This window comes from Serpentinicella alkaliphila, assembly GCF_018141405.1.
Lineage (GTDB): Bacteria > Bacillota > Clostridia > Peptostreptococcales > Natronincolaceae > Serpentinicella > Serpentinicella alkaliphila.
Map to the genome: position 1 here is coordinate 2,002,427 of NZ_CP058648.1, position 21,684 is coordinate 2,024,110.

General features: G+C 34.3%; 25 protein-coding genes. 22 read left to right on the forward strand and 3 right to left on the reverse strand.

What is annotated here, in order from left to right; all coding sequences use genetic code 11:
• Window positions 1-15 precede the first annotated feature (15 nt).
• From HZR23_RS10090 to ltrA, 15 genes are all read left to right on the forward strand, one after another.
• Entirely contained in the window at window positions 16-957 is a 942-nt protein-coding gene (locus tag HZR23_RS10090) for an RnfABCDGE type electron transport complex subunit D (RefSeq protein WP_132849160.1), read from the forward strand.
• A gap of 2 nt (window positions 958-959) precedes the next feature.
• Window positions 960-1,529 (forward strand): RnfABCDGE type electron transport complex subunit G, encoded by a 570-nt coding sequence (locus tag HZR23_RS10095; protein WP_132849161.1) that lies wholly within the window; start codon window positions 960-962, stop codon window positions 1,527-1,529.
• Between the two features lie 16 nt (window positions 1,530-1,545).
• Window positions 1,546-2,148, forward strand: coding sequence for an electron transport complex subunit RsxE (rsxE, locus tag HZR23_RS10100; protein ID WP_132849162.1), 603 nt, complete (start codon window positions 1,546-1,548; stop codon window positions 2,146-2,148).
• Between the two features lie 17 nt (window positions 2,149-2,165).
• Window positions 2,166-2,741 carry an electron transport complex subunit RsxA gene (gene rsxA, locus HZR23_RS10105; protein ID WP_132849172.1) on the forward strand — a complete coding sequence of 192 codons (576 nt, stop codon included), beginning with the start codon at window positions 2,166-2,168 and terminating at the stop codon, window positions 2,739-2,741.
• Window positions 2,742-2,753: 12 nt separating this feature from the next.
• Window positions 2,754-3,617, forward strand: coding sequence for an RnfABCDGE type electron transport complex subunit B (locus HZR23_RS10110; RefSeq protein ID WP_207667909.1), 864 nt, complete (start codon window positions 2,754-2,756; stop codon window positions 3,615-3,617).
• Between the two features lie 186 nt (window positions 3,618-3,803).
• Window positions 3,804-4,313 carry a Gx transporter family protein gene (locus HZR23_RS10115; protein WP_132849163.1) on the forward strand — a complete coding sequence of 170 codons (510 nt, stop codon included), beginning with the start codon at window positions 3,804-3,806 and terminating at the stop codon, window positions 4,311-4,313.
• Between the two features lie 33 nt (window positions 4,314-4,346).
• On the forward strand, window positions 4,347-4,595 hold the full coding sequence (locus tag HZR23_RS10120; protein ID WP_132849164.1) for a DUF4321 domain-containing protein: 249 nt from the start codon (window positions 4,347-4,349) through the stop codon (window positions 4,593-4,595).
• Between the two features lie 10 nt (window positions 4,596-4,605).
• Entirely contained in the window at window positions 4,606-5,181 is a 576-nt protein-coding gene (locus HZR23_RS10125) for a Maf family protein (protein WP_132849165.1), read from the forward strand.
• A 23-nt stretch (window positions 5,182-5,204) separates the two neighbouring features.
• Window positions 5,205-5,903, forward strand: a complete 699-nt coding sequence (radC, locus tag HZR23_RS10130) for a RadC family protein (RefSeq protein ID WP_132849166.1) — start codon at window positions 5,205-5,207, stop codon at window positions 5,901-5,903.
• A 21-nt stretch (window positions 5,904-5,924) separates the two neighbouring features.
• The gene (locus HZR23_RS10135) at window positions 5,925-6,953 is read left to right on the forward strand and encodes a rod shape-determining protein (protein WP_132849167.1); all 1,029 of its coding nucleotides are present in this window, start codon (window positions 5,925-5,927) and stop codon (window positions 6,951-6,953) included.
• A 16-nt stretch (window positions 6,954-6,969) separates the two neighbouring features.
• Window positions 6,970-7,800, forward strand: a complete 831-nt coding sequence (gene mreC / locus HZR23_RS10140; RefSeq protein ID WP_132849168.1) for a rod shape-determining protein MreC — start codon at window positions 6,970-6,972, stop codon at window positions 7,798-7,800.
• Window positions 7,801-7,822: 22 nt separating this feature from the next.
• Window positions 7,823-8,314 carry a rod shape-determining protein MreD gene (mreD, locus tag HZR23_RS10145; RefSeq protein ID WP_132849169.1) on the forward strand — a complete coding sequence of 164 codons (492 nt, stop codon included), beginning with the start codon at window positions 7,823-7,825 and terminating at the stop codon, window positions 8,312-8,314.
• A gap of 21 nt (window positions 8,315-8,335) precedes the next feature.
• Entirely contained in the window at window positions 8,336-11,164 is a 2,829-nt protein-coding gene (locus HZR23_RS10150) for a penicillin-binding transpeptidase domain-containing protein (RefSeq protein WP_132849170.1), read from the forward strand.
• 439 nt (window positions 11,165-11,603) lie between these two features.
• Window positions 11,604-12,215 carry a reverse transcriptase domain-containing protein gene (locus HZR23_RS10155; RefSeq protein WP_213050214.1) on the forward strand — a complete coding sequence of 204 codons (612 nt, stop codon included), beginning with the start codon at window positions 11,604-11,606 and terminating at the stop codon, window positions 12,213-12,215.
• A 462-nt stretch (window positions 12,216-12,677) separates the two neighbouring features.
• On the forward strand, window positions 12,678-13,967 hold the full coding sequence (ltrA, locus tag HZR23_RS10160) for a group II intron reverse transcriptase/maturase (RefSeq protein WP_132849900.1): 1,290 nt from the start codon (window positions 12,678-12,680) through the stop codon (window positions 13,965-13,967).
• 397 nt (window positions 13,968-14,364) lie between these two features.
• Here ltrA and HZR23_RS10165 read toward each other — a convergent pair whose 3' ends face one another.
• Genes HZR23_RS10165 through HZR23_RS17080 form a run of 3 tightly spaced genes read right to left on the reverse strand, consistent with a single transcriptional unit; the run spans window position 14,365 to window position 15,975 of the window.
• Complete coding sequence (locus HZR23_RS10165) at window positions 14,365-14,922, reverse strand: ExeA family protein (protein ID WP_249536666.1); 558 nt, start codon at window positions 14,920-14,922, stop codon at window positions 14,365-14,367.
• Entirely contained in the window at window positions 14,919-15,173 is a 255-nt protein-coding gene (locus HZR23_RS10170) for a DEAD/DEAH box helicase family protein (protein ID WP_213050215.1), read from the reverse strand. The genes HZR23_RS10165 and HZR23_RS10170 overlap by 4 nt, the downstream gene beginning before the upstream one ends.
• Before the next feature lies 1 nt (window position 15,174).
• On the reverse strand, window positions 15,175-15,975 hold the full coding sequence (locus HZR23_RS17080) for a DDE-type integrase/transposase/recombinase (RefSeq protein WP_249536667.1): 801 nt from the start codon (window positions 15,973-15,975) through the stop codon (window positions 15,175-15,177).
• A gap of 1,225 nt (window positions 15,976-17,200) precedes the next feature.
• Here HZR23_RS17080 and HZR23_RS10180 point away from each other — a divergent pair.
• The 7 genes from HZR23_RS10180 (at window position 17,201) to HZR23_RS10210 (ending at window position 21,679) form a co-directional block, all read left to right on the forward strand.
• A complete protein-coding gene (locus tag HZR23_RS10180; protein WP_132849208.1) occupies window positions 17,201-17,521 on the forward strand; it encodes a reverse transcriptase domain-containing protein in 321 nt (106 codons plus the stop codon).
• Between the two features lie 300 nt (window positions 17,522-17,821).
• Entirely contained in the window at window positions 17,822-18,229 is a 408-nt protein-coding gene (locus HZR23_RS10185; protein ID WP_330615950.1) for a group II intron maturase-specific domain-containing protein, read from the forward strand.
• A 214-nt stretch (window positions 18,230-18,443) separates the two neighbouring features.
• Window positions 18,444-19,088, forward strand: coding sequence for a septum site-determining protein MinC (gene minC, locus HZR23_RS10190; RefSeq protein WP_132849210.1), 645 nt, complete (start codon window positions 18,444-18,446; stop codon window positions 19,086-19,088).
• Between the two features lie 11 nt (window positions 19,089-19,099).
• Window positions 19,100-19,897 carry a septum site-determining protein MinD gene (gene minD / locus HZR23_RS10195; RefSeq protein ID WP_132849211.1) on the forward strand — a complete coding sequence of 266 codons (798 nt, stop codon included), beginning with the start codon at window positions 19,100-19,102 and terminating at the stop codon, window positions 19,895-19,897.
• 17 nt (window positions 19,898-19,914) lie between these two features.
• Window positions 19,915-20,211 carry a cell division topological specificity factor MinE gene (gene minE / locus HZR23_RS10200; RefSeq protein ID WP_132849212.1) on the forward strand — a complete coding sequence of 99 codons (297 nt, stop codon included), beginning with the start codon at window positions 19,915-19,917 and terminating at the stop codon, window positions 20,209-20,211.
• A 248-nt stretch (window positions 20,212-20,459) separates the two neighbouring features.
• Window positions 20,460-20,834: a hypothetical protein gene (locus HZR23_RS10205; RefSeq protein WP_213050216.1), complete on the forward strand. Its 375-nt coding sequence runs from the start codon at window positions 20,460-20,462 to the stop codon at window positions 20,832-20,834.
• Between the two features lie 161 nt (window positions 20,835-20,995).
• On the forward strand, window positions 20,996-21,679 hold the full coding sequence (locus tag HZR23_RS10210) for a murein hydrolase activator EnvC family protein (protein WP_132849214.1): 684 nt from the start codon (window positions 20,996-20,998) through the stop codon (window positions 21,677-21,679).
• The last annotated feature ends 5 nt before the right edge of the window (window positions 21,680-21,684 follow it).

Sequence of the window (21,684 nt, forward strand, 5' to 3'; positions counted from 1 at the left end):
CATGGAGGGAAATAAATGGAGAGTAAACTAATTGTTACTTCGTCACCCCATTTTAGGGATGATAGTACAGTACAAAAAATAATGTTAGATGTAATTATTGCATTACTTCCAGCAACAGTTGCTGGTATATACTTCTTCGGAGCTAGCGCTGCAATGGTATTAGCCCTTGCTGTACTTACAGCTGTAGCTACAGAAGCGGTTGTTCAAAAACTAATGGGTAAACCTGTTACAATAAATGATTACAGTGCTGCACTTACTGGATTATTACTAGGTCTTAACTTAGCACCATCAGTACCATGGTGGATACCTGTAATAGGTTCTGTATTTGCAATTGCCATTGTTAAACAAGTATTCGGTGGTTTAGGTAGAAACTTTATGAACCCAGCCCTCGCTGCTAGAATTATGTTAACAATTTCTTGGACAGGGAATATGACAGATTGGAGAGCACCTGGTGTAGATGCACTTTCAACTGCAACGCCTTTAAGTTTCGTTAAAAATCTTACATCAGTTCCAGCAGGAGCACCTTCTCTAATGAATGCGTTCTTTGGTAGTATTGGTGGAAGCTTAGGTGAAACTTCAGCAATTCTTTTAATTTTAGGTGGAATTTATTTAGTTTATAGAGGAATAATTTCTCCAAAAGTACCACTAATTTATGTAGGCACAGTTGCTGCAATAATGCTAGTGTATAGTGGATTTGATTTTTACTTCATGGCTTATCATGTATTCTCTGGTGGATTAATGATTGGATCAATTTATATGGCTACTGATTATGCTTCAGGTTCGATTACACCAAAGGGTAGAATTATTTTTGCGTTTGGATGCGGGCTTATAACATCCCTTATAAGAATATTTGGTGCTTACCCAGAGGGAGTAGGGTTCTCAATTCTACTAATGAACGTTGCTGCACCATTAATCGATAGATATACAAGCCCTAGAGTATTTGGGGAGGTGAAATAGCAATGAAAGATATGATTAAAATGGGACTTATACTATTAGTTTTTACTGCTGTTTCAGCTACAGTATTAGGAGTAACTAATAGTGCTACAGAAGGAATAATTAAAGAAAGACTTCATGCAGAAAATATTGCTGCCATTGCTGCTTTATTACCAGAGGCAGAGGAGTTTGAACTTGTAGATTCAGAAGTGCATCAAGATAGAAATTTGATTGTAGAAATTTATGAAGGTTCTACTGCTGGAGAAGTTGTTGGATACACTGTTAAAACTAACCCTAACGGTTATGGTGGAAGAGTAGAAGTATTAACAGGTATTAGTATTGAAGGTAGTATTACTGGAGTAAAAATTGGTACTCAATCAGAGACTCCTGGTCTTGGAACAAAGATTACTGAACCTGTATTTTTAAACCAATTTGTTGGTAGAGGAACAGAAGAAAACTTTATTGCTACTAAAGGTGGAGAAACTGGAGATCAGTATATCAATGCTATAACTGGAGCTACGGTGTCTACTAATGCAGTTGCAGATGGAGTAAACGTTGCAAGAAGTGTGTTTGTAGAGGTTTTAAAAACTCGTTAATTTGGAGGTGACTATTTTGAAATTTGGTAGAATTTTTTCTAAGGGGATTTTATTTGATAACCCTGTTTTTATACAAATGTTAGGTATGTGTCCTACTCTAGCTGTTACTAATACAGCAGAAAATGCATTAGGTATGGGACTTGCTACAACAGCAGTTCTATTAGGATCAAACGTAGCTATTTCTTTATTAAGAAAAGTTGTTCCAGCTAATATAAGAATACCTGTGTTCGTAGTAGTTATAGCTACTTTCGTTACAATGATAGGTATGGTATTAAATGCATTTGTACCTGCTTTATATTCTAGCTTAGGAATTTTTATCCCACTTATAGTTGTTAACTGTCTAATCTTAGCAAGAGCAGAGTCATTTGCATCTAAAAACACAGCTATTGGCTCTTTAGTAGATGGATTAGGTATGGGTCTTGGTTTTACAATAGCATTAGTTATATTAGGAGTTGTTAGAGAAATTATAGGTTATGGTTCAATCTTCGGAAACTCTTTATTTGGAGAATCGTTCCAACCTGCAACAATAATAGCTATGCCACCAGGGGCCTTTCTAGTGCTAGGATTATTATTGGCACTATTTAACAAAATAATGGCTAAAAACGTTAATGAGCTATAGGAGGTGTCGAATTGTCTATACAAACTATATTTATAATATTAGTAAGTGCTATTTTAGTTAATAACTTTATATTATCTCGTTTCTTAGGTATTTGTCCGTTCCTAGGAGTTTCTAAACAAGTTGAAACTGCTGTTGGTATGGGTATGGCCGTAACATTCGTTATGACTTTAGCTTCAATTATGACTTGGATTGTTCAAAGAACAATTTTAGATAATCTAGGTTTAGAATATATGCAAACAATTGCATTCATTCTAATTATTGCATCACTTGTACAGTTCGTTGAGATGGTTATTCAAAAAACTAGCCCTGTTTTATATCAGTCATTAGGGGTTTTCCTTCCTCTAATTACTACAAACTGTGCGGTTCTAGGTTTAACAATTTTAAATATCCAATTAGAGTACAATTTATTTTATACAATAGTTCATGCTATTGGTGCTGCAGTAGGTTTCTCTTTAGCAATCGTTTTATTTGCAGCTATTAGAGAGAGACTTGAAACAGCAGGAGTACCTGAAGTTTATAAAGGATTTCCAGTTGCATTAATTACTGCAAGTTTAATGTCACTAGCTTTTCTAGGTTTCGCTGGACTTGTGTAGAGGGGTGATTATATGAATATAGAAAATATTATATATCCAGTTGTAAGTTTAGGTGGATTAGGTTTACTATTTGGGGCTGGCTTAGCATATGCTTCTCAAAAATTTGCTGTTGAGGTAGACCCTAGAGTTACTGCAATCCGTGATGTATTACCAGGAGCAAACTGCGGTGGTTGCGGGGTTCCAGGTTGTGATGGTTTCGCAAAAGCTGTTGTTGAAGGTACTTGTCCAGTTGATGGATGTCCTGTTGGGGGTCCAGACTGTGCAAAGGCAGTAGCTGAAATTATGGGAGTAGTTGTGGATGCTACAGAAAGAAAAGTAGCAAAAGTAATTTGTAACGGAACTACTCATAAATGTAAAGAGAAGTATGAATATCAAGGTGTTGAGGACTGTGTTGCTGCATCTTTATTAGCAGGCGGAAGCAAGACATGTGATTATGGTTGTGTTGGATTAGGAACTTGTGTAAGAGCCTGTCAGTTCGACGCTATCGAAATTGCAGATGGTAGAATCGCAAGAATTATACCAGAAAAATGTACTGCTTGTAATAAATGTATTGAAGCTTGTCCAAAAAGTGTAATTGATATGGTACCATTTGAGCAGGCAGTAATTATTTCTTGTAACAATAAAGAGACTGGTAAAGTCGTTAGACCAAAATGTAGTGTTGCATGTATTGCTTGTAAAATGTGCGTAAAAGCATGTCCTTTCGAAGCAATTGACTTTAAAGATAACCTAGCATTTATAAACTATGAAAAATGTACTAATTGCTATGTGTGTGTACAAAAATGTCCTACAAAAGCAATTGAAGGTAGATTAAGAGAAGAAGATAAAGAGATTACTCTAGAGAACAAAGATGCTCAAGATGAGAACAAAGAAAATTAATATTTAAAAGTATAATAAAAGCGACTTAGGTCGCTTTTATTACGTTTACATTAAAATTATTTACCACTTGTAACTTCAAAATTTTAGTGTTAAACTTTTAATGATGTATATGTGTGCTTGCATAGCATATTGTAAATAATAAAAATGATAAACTATTGTATATCATAAGAAAGTGTGAGATGCAAAATGAAGACAAGAAAAATTGTATATTTAGCTTTATTAACTTCAATCGGTTTAGCATTGCATATTTTAGAGGCTCAAATGCCAAATCCTTTCATTGGTATTGCACCTGGGGCAAAACTAGGACTAGCTAATATTATTGGTCTAATAACCTTAACTATTTTTGGATTTAAATGTGCCCTTACAGTAAATTTGCTTAGATGCGTAATAGGAGGTTTAGCTACTGGCGCAATTACATCTATGTTTTATAGCGTTTCAGGAGCACTTGTTAGTACAACTCTAATGTGGTTAATTTATAAATATTATAGTAAGTACTTTAGTTTAGTTGGTGTTAGTGTATTTGGAGCATTAGGACATAATATTGCACAGCTTTTTGTTGCGGCTACTATTATAAATAATCCAAAAATATTTGTCTATTTACCTATAATGACTCTTACAAGTATATTCACTGGTGTCTTTATAGGTATTACAGCAAATTACACTGTTACAAAAACTAATTATATAGTAAAAATTTAATTAATTATTTAAGCATATTAGGGGGAAAATAAATTGAGTAAGCAAAAAAGCTCTTTAGTATTAGTGGTATTTATCGTTACTGGAGTTATTTTAGGTAGTCTTATTGGCTCTTTCCTAGGAAATATGTTACCAGTACTATCTTATGGTCCAGGACCTTTAGGTATCAGTAATTTTAATGCTAATCTAGGCATAATACATTTAAACTTCACTCTTTTATTTGATATTAATGTTGCGAGTTTGATAGGCTTACTATTGGCAATAGGAATATTTAAAAGACTGTAGGTGATAATAAATGAAAATTGTTCTTGCTTCTGCCTCTCCTAGACGTAAGCAATTATTAGAAACTATGGGCATAAGCTTTGATGTAATTGTAAGTGATGTTGATGAAACAATAAAGGATCATAGTGATCCAGAATCAATTGTTAAGGAATTAGCACATAGAAAGGCTTTTGCAGTTATGGATAAGATAAAAGCACCTGCTATTATAATTGGCGCAGACACTATAGTAGTAGGTGATAATATATTAGGTAAACCTAGAGATGACGAAGATGCAAAATCAATGCTAAAATCACTTTCTGGGAAGACTCATAGAGTTATGACAGGTGTATCTATTATTGATAATGTAAATGACTATAGAGTTACCCATTGTGAAATAACAAAAGTATTCTTTAAAGAATTATCAATGAATGAAATAGATGGATATATTAAAACTAGAGAGCATATCGATAAGGCTGGAGCTTATGCTATTCAAGGTAAGGCAGCCTTATTTGTAAAGAAAATCGAAGGTGATTATAATAATGTGGTTGGGCTACCAATCTATATACTAGGAGAATTGTTGCATAAGCATTTTAACCTTCATCTCTTTTAAAAAAAGATTAAGGAGATTTTAGGATGGAGAATGAAAAGTATATTACAACAATAAAAGAAATGCCTAGATATGAGAGACCCCGAGAAAAGATGATGAAGTATGGACCTAGGTCCTTATCAAATGCTGAGCTTATTGCAATTATCTTATCTACAGGTACAAAGGATAAAACTGCAATAGACTTGGCTAGGAGTATTCTTTGCTTTTCAAATGAAGGGATAGGATTTTTAGCAAACTGCTCAATAGAAGAGCTTAGTTCGTTAAAAGGAATTGGTCTAGCAAAATCCTCACAAATAATTGCTGCTATTGAGTTAGGAAAGCGTATATCCTTATCAACAAGAGTCAATAATTATAGAATAAAAGGACCTGAGGATGTTTCAAATCTACTAATGGAGGAAATGAGACATTTAAAACAGGAGCATTTTAACATTATATTGCTTAGTACAAAAAATGAAGTAATATCAGTGGAAAATATATCTATTGGTAGTTTGAATGCATCTATCGTTCACCCTAGGGAGGTATTTTTAAGAGCAATAAAAAGAAGCAGTGCTTCAATTATTCTTGCCCATAACCACCCTAGTGGAGATCCACAGCCTAGTAAGGAGGATATTCTAATTACTAAAAGATTAGTTGAATCTGGAAAAATAATTGGTATTGAAGTGTTGGATCATGTAATTATGGGGGATAATAACTATTGTAGCTTAAAAGAAAGACAATTGATGTAATAATAGAGGAGGAAATACAACATGGGTTTTTTTAAATTTTTATCTCGTGATATGGGAATAGACTTAGGAACAGCTAACACTTTAGTTTATAAAAGAGGAAAAGGTATCGTATTAAGAGAGCCTTCTGTAGTTGCTATTCAAAATGATACTAAGACTGTTTTGGCTGTAGGTGAAGAAGCTAAAAAAATGATTGGTAGAACACCTGGAAATATAGTAGCTATAAGACCGATGAAAGATGGAGTTATTGCAGATTTTGACGTAACCCAAAGTATGTTAAAATATTTTATTAGAAAAGCATATCCAAGAAGAACCATTATTCAGCCTAGAGTTGTTGTTTGTGTTCCTTCTGGAGTTACAGAGGTGGAAAAAAAGGCAGTTGAAGATGCTGCGCTTCAAGCTGGAGCTAGAGAGTGCTATCTTATAGAAGAACCTATGGCTGCTGCAATCGGAGCAGGACTTCCAGTAGAGGAGCCTACGGGTAGCATGGTTGTTGATATAGGTGGTGGTACAACTGAGGTAGCAATTATTTCCTTAGGTGGTATTGTTACAGCTAGATCAATAAGAATTGGTGGGGACGAGTTAGACGAAGCTATTGTACAATATATTAAAAAAGCATATAATTTAATGATTGGTGAAAGAACTGCTGAAGAGGTAAAGATAACAGTTGGTTCTGCATACCCTAAATCTGTTGAACAAAAGATGATTATTAGGGGTAGAGATTTGGTTTCAGGACTACCTAAAACCTTAGAAATTACTTCTAAAGAAATTATGGAGGCTTTAAAAGAGCCAGTGAGCCACATAGTTGACGCAATTAAATATACTTTAGAAAAAACTCCTCCTGAGCTTGCAGCTGATATTATGGAGATGGGTATAGTATTAACTGGTGGTGGAGCTTTACTTGATGGTTTAGATAGACTAGTTAGAAAAGAGACTGGTATGCCAGTTCAAATAGCAGAAGAGCCATTAGATTGCGTTGTTTTAGGGACAGGAAAGGCAATTGAAGCAATAGATACAATGAAAAGGGTTTTGATACCGAAAAGACTTAAGTAGAAGTTGGTGATATGAAATGGCTAAAGATAATAAAAAGAATAGGTCGGCCATAATAGTGACATCTGTCGTTATTGCTCTTATAATAGTTGTAGGAATTACTTCAAACCAAAGGGAAAATTTACACTTTATTGAGAAGTGGTTAGGAAATGTTATAACTCCAATTCAAAAATCTACGACAACTGGTATAAATTTTGTGAGAGATGCAGTAAATCCAGTTGTAAACTATTCCAGAATTAAGCGTGAAAATGATGGGCTTAGATCAGAAGTTGAAGATTTAAGAGAACAAATCATTAAGGCTAGACTAGAAAGAGATGAACTTGAGGAATTAAGAAGCTTATCCTATGCATTAAACTACGTTCCTAAGGAGGAAAACTATAGGCATATTGCTGCCAATATAGTTAGTAAAAATCCTGGGAACTGGTTTGATACATTTGTTATTGATATTGGTGAAGAAAATGGAGTTAAACTTGATTCTGTTGTTGTTTCCTCTAATGGACTAGTGGGTAGAGTTTTCGAAGTTGGGGGAAACTGGTCGAAGGTAATATCTATAATAGATAATAATAGTTCAGTGAGCTTTCAAATAATGAGAAATAAAAATTTTAAAGGGATAATTACCGGAAGTGTAAATTACGAGTTATCAGGATATCTGTTTGATCCACTGGCGGAAGTAATTGTTGGGGACAAGCTTTTGACCTCTGGATTAGGTATATATCCATCGGGCATTTTGATTGGTGAAGTTATAGAGGTATCTAGAACAACAGACCAACTGTTAAAGACTATAACAGTTGAACCATCTGTTAATTTTAAAAGATTAAACAAAGTTTTAGTATATATTCCATTAAATTAATTGGTGTTAAAAGGGGAAAATAATGGGGACTATTTTGGCTTGGCTTATCGTTTTGCTAAATTTCATATTACAAGGCACTCTTTTTCAGTATTTTAGCATATTCGGAGTAGTACCAAATACTACTTTAGTTATTATAGTTTGCTTTGCTCTTTTTTCCGATAAAAATAAAGGTGCAATATATGGCTTTGTGATTGGTATAATGCATGATATGTTATATGGACAGGCCTTAGGTGTCTATGCCTTAATTTATATGCTAACTGGATATTTTATTGGCTTAATAAATCGAAAGGTGTTTAAGGATAACCTAATTATATCTTTCTTTATTACGGCCATAGCTACATTCTTTTATATATTGGTAAACATTACTCTAATATATGTGTTAAGACATGATATAGCATTATCAGATTTACCAATTTTATCTATTATTATTCAAGTTCTTTATAACTCTATTATTTCTATATTTGTCTATTTATATGTATTTAAATTGTATAAAAAAAGGATTTTAAAATTCTAGAAATAGAAACGGTGATATATTATGATATTTAAAAAACTAGAGGACCGTTATAACGTAGCAATACTTGTATTTGGGATAATATGTATAATAATTCTTCTTAGATTAATGTCAATTATGATAGTTAGAGGAGAAGAATATAGAATTCAGGCTGAAAATAGTATTTTTAAAACAATTCCAACAAGTGCACCGCGGTTTGAAATAAAGGATAGATATGGCCGATTATTAGCAGGTAATAGGCCTAGTTTTGCTGTCCATATAATGAAAAATGAAATAATAGATGAAAAGATTAATGAAGTAGCATTAAATGTAATTAGCATTTTAGAAAAAAATGGTGATAGATTTATTGACGATTTCCCAATTGTTATGTCTGAAAAGGGTGATTATGTTTTTACTTTTGATGTTAAAATTCAGGAGTGGAAGGACACTTATAACATTCAGGAAGAGTACACAGCAATTGAGGCCTTTGATATTTTAAGAAAGAGGTATGGAATTCGTCTAGATTTAACTATGGAAGATATAGTTAATAACTCTGAACTGGCTATTGAAGTTCAGCAACAGCTTATTGCTATTCCTGAGTTAAGCATTCCTATTTCTAGACTGACATGGAAATTTACTGAACAAATGAGAAAAGAACAATGGCTTCAAAATTATAGAATAACTGATTTAGATATAGATGCCTACGAAGCCTTTCAAATAGCGAGAAATAAGACATTTAAAATACCTGCTGACTATAGTGATGCAGAGGCAAGAAAAGTCATGGTAGTTAGGGATCAATTAAGAAGGTCTGGATACTTACAATATAGACCTGTTAAAATAGCTCAAGATATATCTGAGGAGTCTGTAACACAGATTGAAGAAAACATAATAAAGCTACCAGGGGTAAATATAGAAATTGAACCAGTTAGATATTATCCGGAGGGTAAACTAGGGGCTCATGTTCTTGGTAACTTAGGTAAAATTTCAGATCAAAAAGAAATAGATCGTTATGTCCGGGAATTAGGATATCTACCGACAGATATCATTGGTAAAACTGGTGTTGAACAGAGATTTGAGGAAGAATTAAAAGGAACAGATGGTTATAGAAAAGTAATAGTTGACTCTAGGGGAAGGCTTGTAAATCTTATTGAAAATGTCGATGCTATTCCTGGAGGAACCTTATATTTAACACTTGATGCAAATTTACAGAGGGTAGCAGAACAGACCCTAGAGGATGTATTAAAAACAATACAGGTTGGTGGAACTTATCAAACCCAATGGGGGACAAATAGATTACAAGGTACAAGTGGACCTATGGTTAACGCAACTTCTGGTTCAGTAGTTGTTACTGATGTAAAAACAGGCGAGGTACTAGCTCTAGCAAATTACCCTGCTTATGATCCAAACTTATTTGCTACAGGAATTAGTTTAGAGGATTGGAATAAATTGATCCCAGAAAATCAGAGAGATCCCTTAGCACCTAGGCCTTTAACAAATATTGCCCTTAGTACTGCTATACAGCCAGGTTCTATATATAAAATGATTGTTGGACTTGCAGGACTTGAGCAAGGCCTAAGTCCTGAATATAAAATACTAGATAGAGGGTTTATTCAAGTTGGTGGACACTCCTTTGGTAACTGGCTATGGAATCAAAGACGAGAAACTATGGGTTATCAAGGTATACATCAGGCTATAGCAGACTCTAATAACTACTATTTTTACTCTGTTGCTAATGGATACGATTATGGTGTAGGGAGACCTTTACCAATAAGAATGAATATGGATATTTTAGTTGAATATTCTAGGAAATTTGGACTTAATGATATGACTGGAATTGAAATAGACACTCCAAGGGAAAGAAACCCTGGAATACCAAATATTCAAAAGAAGACAGAAGTGGTTAGGGGTATGTTAAGAAGTCACCTTACAGCACACTTAAAGCAATCAGATTTAGATAAAGAAAAGATTGAAGTATCTGATGAGGTTAGACTAGGCATTATTAAAGAAATCGTAAGTTGGACAGATGAAAACCCAGCTAGAGGAGAAATAAATAGAAGATTAGTAAACCTAGGAGTAAAAGAAGATAGGGCAAATATATTTACGGACATTATTAAATATAGCTATTTTGCTCAGGCTAGGTGGTCAACTGCTGACACTATGAACTTTGCCATTGGTCAAGGGGAGCATGCTTATACGTCCCTTCAAATGGTAAACTATATGGCTACTCTTGCAAATGGTGGGAATCGATATAATCTAAGTTTAGTAAGAAAAGTACAAAAATTTGAAGATAAGTCTGTTACGGTATTTGAACCTATACTAGCCGAAAAGATTGAACTGAAAAACCCAAAAAACCTTGATGAAATAAACTACGGTATGCACCTTACTACTACTACGGGAACAGCCCAAACATATTTTAGAAATCTTCCTGTTAAAGTAGCAGGTAAAACTGGTACAGCTCAGCGTTCTGGCAAGATACCTCCAACGGATGAAGTAGAGTATCTTAAAAGGCATATGGGTTCCTTTGGAGTTAGATTGAGTGATGTGGAAGATTTAACTTTACAATTAATGATTGAAAATAGAGACAATGTTAAGTATCAAGATAGAGGCAATGCAATGAGAGAAGCAATTAAAATCTTAAATCCTAAAGTAAATAATAATACACTGGATCAGTTCAAAAAAGATTATGATAACTATGCATGGTTTACAGGCTTTGCTCCATATGATGACCCACAAATAGCAATATCAGTTTTAATCTTTCAAGGTGGTTCTGGGGGATTTGCATCCCCAATATTTAGAGAAATTGTTGCTGAATACATGGGATTAAACTCTACAAGTAAAGAGGAATTTGGATTAGAAAACAGATTAGTTAGATAGCTAATCTGTTTTTTTTTTTTTGTGTGTGTGTGTGTGTGCGCCCAGCATGGGCGTGAACTTGCTGGTGAAAGTCCAGTACGGGGGCTGGTAGTGCCAACCGTTAGCCAAGAGCAAGGGTGTCCATCGTGAGGTGGAATCTGAAGGAAGCTGGAGGCAAAGCACCGAACCGAGGTACACGAATCACATTCGAGGCTCATTCGAGTGGATGAGGTTGCGCAACAAACCAAAGTCCAATAACTACCCGAAACTTGAAGAGTAAATGTGGCGGTTACATGGTGTGAAAGTGCACGCTCTTACCTGGGGAGGTCTCATGGACATGTGAAGATGAAATTCGAAACATGGTTGAAACAAGATTTATCATGAGAAGTCAGCAGAGGTCATATTAGCTAAAGGTCATGAACCTTTAAGTGAAGGACTGAACGTTAGGAGGTTTTCAACTTTGAAAGACTTAGAACAATCACAGAGAAAGCAGACAACTAAATATTTAGGTCGCCTTGAGCAAGTAGAAGTGGAACTTCGAGGTAATCAAGGGGCGCTGAGTGATGTCCTTGGAAACTCAAAGAGAGAAAGAGAAAACGATGGATTAGTTGATACTAGTGACCTACTCGATAGAATTCTAGCCAGAGATAATATGTTAATGGCTATGAAACGAGTAATTGCCAATAAAGGAAGTCATGGTGTTGACGGCATGAGATACGATGAACTTCGTGGATTTGTCGTCAATCATTGGCTGAATATAAAGACAAGGTTACTAGAAGGAAAGTATATTCCCTCCCCCGTTAGGAGAGTAGAAATACCGAAACCTGATGGAGGAACAAGATTACTAGGGATACCTACGGTGCTAGACCGAATGATACAACAGGCGATAGCACGAGAGCTTAACAAAATCTACGAACCAACCTTCTCAGAGCGTAGCTATGGATTCCGACATGCACATATGGCTATCTCAAAGGCAAAAGAATACATTAACGAAGGGAATCGTTGGGTCGTAGATATGGACTTGGAGAAGTTTTTCGGTGCGCCAGGAAAACTGGGCAATTCCAATTGGTGAAATTCCAATCTAGGCAAGGGGTGAAGCCGCCTCACCTAGAATCGAGTCTTGGGGGTGGGAAGGTAACGACCCACGCTAAGCGTAGACAGAGCGAAATTAGGCCGTAACGTAAGTGAAGCGATTGAGCCTCGTTAAAACATCCGGAGGCCGACAAGGTCGAAAACTTGGAAGGCTATAGTAACTTTCCGCTAATGGCAAGGAAAGTGGAGACTCCGGCGGGGTCTGAGAGCATGGCATGATTGAAAAGGGATTGTCACGGAACCTGGGAGACCCGATACGGTCTTTGCGGAAAGCAGAGTACGTAAGCCGAAAGGACCATCCACAAGCGAGCGGATGCTGTGTCGGGAGTCGGACTTACTGGTAGTACTCAGAGCATGGGAAAGCCATGTACATGGGGAAGCGGTAGGACAGAATGAATTCCCAACAGGGAAACATAAACTACACAAACAGAGGTAGGGAAGTATGTCAACGAAACTGGATGGGATAGCAATTAAAGCTAAACACGACAAGAAAGCAGTATTTACATCACTTGCTCATATCATCACTCCGGACTTTCTCAAAGAAACATGGAAAATGATGAATAGGAAGGGAGCGAGGGGTATAGATGGAGAGACAACTAAGGAATTCGAAAGTAAACTTGATGAAAGGGTTCAGGACGTATGTACTCGTATGAAAGAGAATAGATACAAAGCGCCACCAGTTAAAAGAGTTGATATACCGAAGGGTGATGGCAAGACTAGACCATTGGGTATCCCTACGGTTGGAGATAGACTTGTACAACGAGCAGTGGCGAGAATTCTCGAAGCGATATATGAACCAGAATTTATGGATTTCTCATATGGTTTTAGACCAAAAAGGAACCCTCATCAAGCGCTTAGAGAACTAAGGAACTGCATTGTGAAGAAGAAAGTAAGATTTGTATACGAGGCAGATATCAAGGGATACTTCAATCATATTAACCATGCATGGCTCATGAAAATGCTAAGACTAAAAGTCAAAGATCCTGTAATATTGAATATGATAGGAAAATGGCTAAGAGCGGGAGTCATGATAAACGGCATAGTAATCATAAACGGGGAAGGGACGCCACAAGGTGGGCCTATCAGCCCAATTCTTGCGAATATCTACCTACATTATGTGTTGGACTTATGGTATCAAAAGAAGTTTAAGACATATGCCCAAGGTGAAGTATATCTGGTAAGATTTGCGGATGACTATGTAGCTTGCTTTCAATACAAGAGGGATGCAGAGAAATTTGAAAAATACTCTAAGTACAGGATAAATAAGTTTGGACTGCAACTAGCGGATGAAAAGACGAGATTAATGTTGTTTGGTAGGTATGCTAGGGAAAGGAAAGCAATGTATGATGAGAAACCAGAGGCATTTGACTTTCTGGGTTTCAAACATATATGTGGCGTGGGTAACAATGGGCAATTTGCTCTAATTAGAAAGCCCACGACTAAAAGTTGTAGGAAGTTCCTCGACAAGACGCACAAATGGTTGAAAGCGCATAGTCACTGGAAAAGAAGAGACCAACAGAGACAGCTTACAAGCATGCTAAGAGGTTTCTATCAATATTTCTCACTCCACCACTGTGGCAACAAGCTTTCATATATCCGGTCTGAAGTTGTGAACCAATGGATAAGAAGCCTGAGAAGGAGAAGTCAAAGGCATAGGATGTATTGGTCGTATTTAAAGAAAAGTGAATGGTTTAAGTTACCATATCCGGAGTTAATTCATGCAGACATTTAGTGTTTAGGAAAATAATTGTGAACTATTCTGGGGAGCCCGGTGCGGGAAAACTGCACGCCGGGTTCTGCTTGGGGCTGGCAGTTCAAGGTTTAGCCAAGGCTGCCTTCTACCAACCATAAAGTTAATCATGACATACTTATGGAACGCCTGTCAAGAAGAATCAAAGATAAGAGAGTCATTAGACTAATAAGGAAATATCTAGAGAGTGGCATTATGATAGTGTTGTTCTTCAAATTAAATGCGGTTAACTTCTTCGTTTTATTTAATGTTTACTTTAAGACCAATCTTTACATTATTCAACGTACTTAATGGAACATAATCACAATAAATAAGGTTAAGTTATATGTTATTTCGCTTAAATCCATGAACATCTTTAAAGACATCCATGGATTTATTATTATCCTAATTCAATTTCATTTACTGCAAGCATTACTATGTCAGAATCTACTATATTGGCATTTTTGCTATTAGCAATAATAAGACTTGAATTGCATATCTTATTAATAAGTCTTGGTATACCATTTGATGCATTTATTATAGCTTCTAGTGCATTGGCGTTAAAGATTTCCAAAGTAGATTTTGCACCCGAAAGTTTTCCTTTTATATAAGAAAGTGATTCTTCTCTGCTGAGACTATCGAGATTATAGTTCATAGTAACTCTTTGTCTTAATGGTTCATTAGCAACTAATCTTAAAGTATTATTAAGCTGAGGCAAGCCTACAAGAATAACTACGGCTCTATCTTTTGAATCCATATCAAAATTAAAAAGCATTTTAAGGTCATTAAGTACAGCATTGTTGATGTAGTTAGCTTCATCTATTATTATTACTGGGGTTATACGTTTCTCAATGGAATACCTGTTTATTTCTGCTTGTATATTTTTAAAGTTGTCTGTTTTTTTATGCATTGGCTCAAGGCCTAGTTCTGATGACAGATGTTTGTAGAACTCACTCACTGTAAGTGTTGACAGTGAAGTATATATAACCTTGTATAAAGAGTTATTAAGCCCATTAACTTGACTCCTAATTGCTTTGTAGTCTTACCCCGTCCTGGACCACCTGTAATTACTCCGAAACCTTTATTGTTTAAAAGATAATTAAGCCTGTAGATTATTTCATTGTATTCAGATGTCTCCACTACGATATCTTTTGTGTTCTTTATGAATGGGTTAAAGTCAAGCCCATATCTGCTAATGTAATCGATCATTTTAATATTTGCCTCCCGTAAATTTTACTTTTTCTCTTTTTATCAGTGAATTTTCCTGCTTATTTAACAGTTTTATAGCTGTAAGTTCACCGGTATGCTTGTCAACTACATAGATTTTACTAAGGTCAGGTGAATACCTTAAGGTAACTTTCTGTTTTGAATAACGATAAGGCACCTCATACTCAATTTCATCTATCATTACTACGTTATCAGCAGATACACGCCTCTCGTACTCAAGAAGAAATGTTGTTTCAATCAACTCTTCAGGTAATCTTTTTATAAGATATGATTCATTAAAGAACCTATCTTGGGGGCACAACCCGTTAAGAGAACTATGTATGCTCTGATTATAATGATTAACATAGTTTAGTAAGGCTTCACGAAGTTCAGCAATAGATGAGTAATCACTCATGTTTAGCTGAGACATCCATTGATCTTTCAATGTTTTAAACCACCTTTCTACTTTCGCTTTACTGGTTGGAGTGTATGGAGCACAGTAATTTATGGTTGAACCTATCCTTGCAACTAGAAGTTCCATCTGTTTATTTTTATAGCATGATCCATTATCAAAATTTAAAATCTTTGGTCTTCCAAATCTTGTGACAGCTGTTTTCATGATAGACATAAGATTTATGAAGGTATCATTAAAAAAGATATCAATTCCAACAATATATCTTGAAGCATCATCAAGTAGTGCAATGATATAGGTGCGTTTTTTTGTTCCATCTATTTTAATATAAGGACCAACACTACTGTCGCCACACCATACTTCATTTATGTGGGCTCTTTCATATCGCCTCATATCTTTGTTACCTGTATATTTATTTTCAATTTTAATTTGATTTACAAATCTATTGATTGGAGAGAGATATATCACCTTTATTTATATGCCATTATCAATTAACTTCTGATGTATTAAAGTTGCAGGTATTCGTGGGTATTCCTTTTTAGAAAGCGAACCTGCTCCATTATATCTTCGTCAATTTTTCTGGGTGTCCGGTGTCACGCCTTCGTTGTGGAATAAGGGCATCAAAGCCACTTTGCCTATAACTGTAGTACCACCGTTCAAGAGTTGAGGCAGAAATTTTTGTATCTTCACCTCTTGGATTGGTATAGGTTTTTTTAGCCGTATCAGAAAAAAACTCTTTTATACTTTTATCTTCATCGTAGGTTACTTACTATTGGAGCGATGATCCCGTATCTAAAAAGCGCAATATTTCTTCTTGCTTCATCATTCATCTTTAAAATCCTCCTTCTATTTAAAGTATATTTAGAGTTTAGAATATAAAAAACAAATGGTAAAACAGGCTTATGTGGTTTTATGTAAATATAATATTTGGTATGCATTTAATCTGCATAAACTGCCGTTTGAATGTAGAAAGACAGTGTCTTATGATGGATACGATATCATCGGCAATAGAAAATCCGAAAAAGCAAGAGCTTCCTTCCAGTACCTTAAATACATACTGATAACATATCTGATGTTACTTTCATCTATATATTCATTGGTAGTCATAATGGATTCAAATGAATCATTGGAAATATATGCTCTTATAATTGATATATGGTCATTAAGAAGTATTTGGGAGTAAGGAACGATAAACTTAGGGAATATGGCATGCGTCTTGCCCACGGCGTTTACATTTCATGCGCAAAATGGACAGTGTAATGAAACCTTCGGGTGTCTTAATAGAACGGTTATAGTAACCATGTTTAATAAGGCAGCCAGACAAGGTACAGGAGCAAGATAATTGGTAGAGGTTTATAGTATCAAGAAATTTATTATATGAAATTTGATTAAATGTATTGATTTTATCTGTAATTAGAGTTATCATAATATTGTTTTATGGGGACAGAAGTTGAATTGTGGTAGAGGAGACTTCTGTCTTTCTTTCTAAATAAATATAGACTGTAATAATAACATAAAAAGGATAACCATTAAATAGGTTGACAAGAATTTAGTCAACTACTTGATGTTTATCCTTTATTTATTTCAAATAGATTTTGTCAATTGAGTTGCACATAAAATGCCGTTCTATATGATAGAAGGTTTAAAAGTAAGTAGCGAAGAAGGCACACCTCAAGGTGGACCCCTTAGTCCACTACTTTCAAATATAATGCTTGATGAAATAGATAAAGAATTAGAAGGTCGAGGACACAGATTCTGCCGCTTCGCGGATGATTGTAATATCTATGTTAAAAGCAAAAAGGCAGGAATTAGGGTCATGGAGAGTATGACAAGATTGCTAGAAGGAAAGCTAAAGCTAAAAGTCAACAGAGAAAAGAGCAAGGTAGACTTAGTAACTAGAAGAAAATTTCTATGGTTTTCATTTTACTGTAAATTATAATTTAAAAATGTACAATTATTGTATTTTTAATGCTTTTTAAAAAAATGTACAAATATTACAATCTAAAATATTAGACGAAGTGAACCATTTACATTGAGAGACATATGTAGTAGCCTCAAATATAGGCATTGCCTTCGTTGTAAGGCTTGAGTGTAAGGCTTTAGAACTACATATGCAGAGGCTCAATGTCAATGGCTAATATTTTCATTTATATTTTTTGAACATTTTGAGATTATAATTTTTATACAAAATTGCATTGTAATTTACATTTACTTCAATAGAAATGGAGTCCAAGTAAGAATACATGAAAAATCATATAGGAGATTTAAGGAGAAGATTCGAGAAATAACGAATCGTAATAAAGGTATAAGTATGGAGTATCGCCTTAAAAGACTAAATGAAATCACAGTCGGTTGGATTAACTATTTCAGTATCGCGAAAGCGAAGGCAAGAATTAGAAGTCTTGAAGAATGGATAAGACGACGATTGAAGGCATGTATATGGAAACAATGGAAAAAGATTAAAACGAAGTTTATAAACCTAAAGAAGTTGGGTGTTGATAAACAAAAATCTTGGGAATATGCAAACACAAGAAAAGGTTATTGGAGAATATCCAAAAGCCCAATTCTACAAAGAACGCTTACCAATACTCGCCTAGAAAAGCTAGGTTATAAAAGTATTAGTAAGCGCTATCAGTTAATACATTAGATCCTAATGAACCGCCAAGTACCGAACGGTATGCTTGGTGGTGTGAGAGGTCGGTAGATAAAATAATTATCTACCTCCTACTCGATGAAATAATAATCCGTTAGTAGTAATTCTATATTTTTCTTAAATTATAGAAGGAATTATACTATAAATGGAGAATTATAATTGAACTAGATTAAATAATGTCTAGTCATGTTTCTGGAGGAATAGTAAAATGACAGAAAAAAGCATAATTGAGTTTAAAGGAACAAAAAAGGGCCTATATATTCATATTAAATCTAAGGATAGCTTTGATAAAATAAAGAAAGAGTTAATTGAGAAGTTAGAGAAGACTAGACGCTTTTTTTATGGGGCAAAGATATTTGATATTAAATGCGAATCCATTAGTGAGGAAGAGAAAAAGGAATTAAAAGAACTAATGGTAAATAGATTCAATATGAATGTAGAGTCAAGTGGGATGTATTTAGACAAAGAGCAGCCAAGTAAAGTGTTTAGTGGTATAGAAGAAGGAAAAACAAAATTTATTAAAGGAACGGTTAGATCAGGTCAAAGAATTAATTATCCTGGAAATTTACTAGTACTAGGGGATGTTAACCCTGGTGCACAGGTGATTGCCTTTGGCAATATTGTTGTTATGGGGAGTCTTAGGGGAATTGCCCATGCAGGTGCTAATGGTAATAGGGATGCTATAGTTGCAGCTATTCACCTAGATCCTACACAATTGAGAATAGCAGATTGTATAGCTAGACCTCCTGATGGTGATTATGAAAAACCTAGTATTCCAGAGCTAGCGAGAGTTAAAAACAATTCAATTCATATAGAGCCTTACTTAATAAAAAATAAAGTAAAAGATGAATAGGAGGTATTATAGTGGGAGAAGTAATAGTTATTACATCGGGAAAAGGTGGAGTAGGTAAAACAACAACAACAGCAAACCTGGGTACTGGTTTAACTAAATTAGGCTATAAGGTAGCAGTTGTTGATGCAGATATTGGGCTTAGAAATCTTGACGTTGTAATGGGATTAGAAAACAGAATTGTATATGATATTGTTGACGTTGTTGAAGGTGTTTGTAGATTGAAACAGGCTTTAATTAAGGATAAAAGGTTTGAGGGGCTATATCTACTTCCTGCAGCACAAACAAGGGATAAAAATGCGATTAATCCGGAGCAAATGCAAAATTTAACTAATGAGTTAAAAGAATCCTTTGATTACGTACTTATTGATTGTCCAGCGGGTATAGAGCAAGGCTTTAAAAATGCTATTGCTGGTGCAGATAAAGCAATTGTTGTAACAACTCCTGAAATATCTGCAGTTCGTGATGCTGATAGAATAATAGGATTATTAGAAGCAGCAGAGTTAACAGAGCCTAAATTAATAATTAACAGAATAAGAGTGGATATGGTTAAAAAGGGAGATATGATGAATATTGATGATATGATAGATATCTTAGCCATTGACCTTATAGGGGTAATACCTGATGACGAGACAATCGTAATTTCTACTAATAAGGGAGAGCCAGCTGTTACATTAAATAATTCTTTAGCTGGACAAGCCTATAGAAATATTACAAGACGTATTACTGGGGAAGAGGTTCCATTTTTAGATATGGAAAGTGCAGATGGATTTATGTCAAAGCTAAAGAAAATGTTTAGTTTCAGTAAATAAAGAGGGAGGAGAATGACGTGGATATTTTTAAACTATTTTCATCACCTAAATCAAGTGGAAGTGGAACAAGTAATGTAGCAAAGGAAAGGTTAAAACTAGTTTTAGTACACGACAGAACTAATTGTTCTCCTCACTTTCTAGATATGGTTAAGGATGATATTCTAAAGGTAATATCTGACTATATGGAAATTGATGAGGCTGGCCTAGAAATTAAACTTACTAAAACTAAGAGAGATTATGATGATGCTACAATACCTGCATTAGTAGCAAACATACCAATAAAAAAAATGAAAGATAGAAGCTTAGTTGACTAAAATAAAAACTACACTAAACCTCTTATACATATTTGTATAAGGGTTTTTTTTTCCAATAAATAAAGTTGTACTAAATCTATATGTGAAGGTATACTTATTAAGAAACTATATTGTTATATATGGAGATGATTATTTTGAATTCAAATGATGAAAAGATATGGTTAAGTACTTCCCGTAGGAAAAGGAAGATAACATACATCTATATAATTTATTTTATTATTATTATTGGGACAAGTATAAATAATTTAATGCTAAAAAACTTTAGTTTAATCTTTTACTATAATATTATAATCGGAGTTTTCTTAATTGCAGATGAGATAGATAATAAAATTAAGGTGATTTGTACAGAAGAAAAAATAATAATTCAATCACCACTAAAGAACAAAGAGGTATATTGGAAGGAAGTAAATAGTTATAATTTTGGAAAATCAGCAATAACTTTTTATCTGGACTCAAAAATAGTTGATATTAATACTAAATATCTAAAAAATAAAGAGGGATTAACTGAATTAATTGAAAAAAAACTTTTCACTGAATCTGAAACAGAATGTTTAGAGTGTGGAGATGTTATTAAAGGTAATATGGATAAATGTACGAAATGTAGTTGGTCGTGGAACAACTAATATTATGAAAAATAAATACTGCCTGACTTAGGAAAGCTTAGAAGAACTTGTTAATAAGTTCTTTTTTCTTTTATAACATACTTTATTCTTTTAGCTCTATTGTAATAATTCAATTTAGATATAAATATATTTATACTAAACTATGAAATGGAGGAAAGATTATGAACTACACTAGAAATCAGAAATTTAGAGGATTCCAAACGTCTAATGAAAAGAATTTTTTTGAATTTGATTTAGACCCTAAGTCAATTGCTAAAAAGCTCTTCTATAAAAGTATTATTTGTGCAGTAATTCTAGCTGTTTTATTTAGTATGAAAGTAATAAATAGAAGTGGAACTAATCATGTTTTAAATTTTATAAATACACAGGTTAACTCAAAATTTGAATACGGTTACTATTGGACTAAAGTTAATGGGTTCCCCCAGTATGTATTCAAACAAGGGCAAAAAGCAGCTGAGGTTATCAATATACCAACTTTTAATACAATGCAATTTGTAATGCCTGTACAAGGAGAGATTGTTAGTTTCTTTGATCAATCTACAACTAGTGCACAAACAAATACTAAAGGGATTATTATAAGTACAGAAAAAAATGATAAAATATCTGCTTCTCACGATGGAACTGTTATGGAAACTGGGTTTACTGATAATATAGGGAACTATGTAATTATAAAGCATAAGGGCAATATGTTAACTATATATAAGTACTTAGAAGAGAGTTTAGTTAAAAATAATCAAGCAGTAAAGCAAGGAGATGTAATTGGTCTAGCGACTAATAAATTACAATTTGAAATGTGGGATAGAAATAGTCCCGTAGATCCTCTTAGATATTTAGATTTAAAATAAATAAG